1 protein-coding gene is annotated in these 1,559 nt (G+C 76.6%); it reads left to right on the top strand.

Annotated features, from left to right (window positions below; genetic code table 11):
* On the top strand, window positions 1–1,440 hold a 1,440-nt coding region (locus AOK18_RS25815; protein WP_055695896.1), incomplete at its 5' end, for a vWA domain-containing protein.
* Window positions 1,441–1,559: the final 119 nt, after the last annotated feature.

Raw genomic sequence — 1,559 nt, 5'->3', positions numbered from 1 at the left:
GCCGGCGCCGCGGACCCCGGCGACCTGGAGGGATTCCTGGACTCGGTGGTGGGCACCCGCGGCGCCGGCTACGCGGTCCTCGTCGACACCTCGCGGTCCATGGCGGACAACGGCTCCTACGACAGGGTCCGTTCGGTGCTCCCCGCGTTCCTCGAGTCCCTGCACCCCGAGGACCTGGTCTGCCTGATCCCCTTCAGCGAGAGCGCGCGCGCCTGCGACATGGTCTCCCGCGACGAGGCGCTCGCGGAACTCGACGAGGCGCTGCCCGCCACGCCCGAGGGTCCCGCCTCCAACTTCGGGCGCGCCTTCGAACAGGCACTGGACGGACTGCAACGGGCGGGCACCGACGTCGGCGGCGTGCTGCTGCTGTCCGACGCGCAGATGCACGCGCCCGACGACGTCAAGTACCGGGACTTCACCGCGAGCGGCTGGTCCGCCCTGCGCAGACAGGCCTCGGGCCTGCCGGACGACCGCACCCTGACCGGCTACGGCATCGCCCTGGCCCCCGGTGCCGAGGTCGAACGGGTGCTGGCGAAGGTGTTCCCGAGCCACCGCATGCTCGACGCGTCGGGATCCCGCACCCGGGAGGCGATGACGGTGGCCCAGGACGACACCCGCCTGCTCCAGGCCGCCCGGGCCGTGACCGGGGACGACGGCGAAGGCGTGGCCGTCTCCTGGCCGGACGCGTCCGGGGACGGGCCGGTGCCGGCCGGGCCGGTCCTCCGCCTGCGGCTGACGGCCACCACCGACGCGCTGCCCGTGCGCGTCACCGGCCTGCGCGTCGAAGGGCTCCCCGAGGGCGTCGAACCGGCCGGCGGCCTGCCCCGCTCGGTCGACCTCGAGCCGGGGGAGTCCCGGGACGTCGACGTCGTGCTCGGCTCCGCCACCGCACGGCGCGAGGGATGGGGAAGCGGTCCCCGCGCCGAGACCTGGCGGCTGTCCGTCGGCGGCCGGGTGAGCACCCCGGTGGCGGAGGCCGCGGAGCGGTTCGTCGACCGGACGCCGCGGCTGGCCGCGGCCCCGGCCGGCAGGCCCCTGGCGGTGCGGGGAACGGCGCAGGTCACCGTCGACCCGGTGCGCTGGACCGCCGCCCTGGGCGCCCTTGTCACGGTCCTCGCCGCGGGGGCCGTCCTGCTGCTGCGCCGCTATCGCCCGGTCCGGGGCCTGCTCTCCGCCGAAGGGGTCGACACCCGGCAGCCCGTGCAGATCCCCCTGCAAGGACGCGGCGAGGTCACCGCGGACCTCTCCCCGCTCCTCGAGGGCGACGGATCGGTGAGGATCCGCAGCGTCCCCGGCCCGCTCCGCGAACAGCCGCCCATCCGGCTGCGCTGCCGCACCGCCGGCCGGCCGGAACGGGAGATCGTCTGCTCACCCGGCCAGACCGTGCTGCTGTGCGGCATCGAGTTCCACTACGCGACGCTGCCCGCGCAGCGGAGATGACCGGCGCCCACCGCCCACCGTCCATCACCCGGCGCCCGCCGCACCGTCCTGGTGCCCGGCACGGACGCCGGCCGGGGCGCCTGCGCCGCGGCCGGCGTCCGTGCCGGGCACCAGGACGG

This window comes from Streptomyces prasinopilosus (assembly GCF_001419695.1).
In the GTDB taxonomy this organism is placed as follows: Bacteria; Actinomycetota; Actinomycetes; order Streptomycetales; family Streptomycetaceae; genus Streptomyces; species Streptomyces prasinopilosus.
Note: the sequence above shows the minus strand (reverse complement) of the source record. Positions and strands in the feature narration are given on the sequence as shown.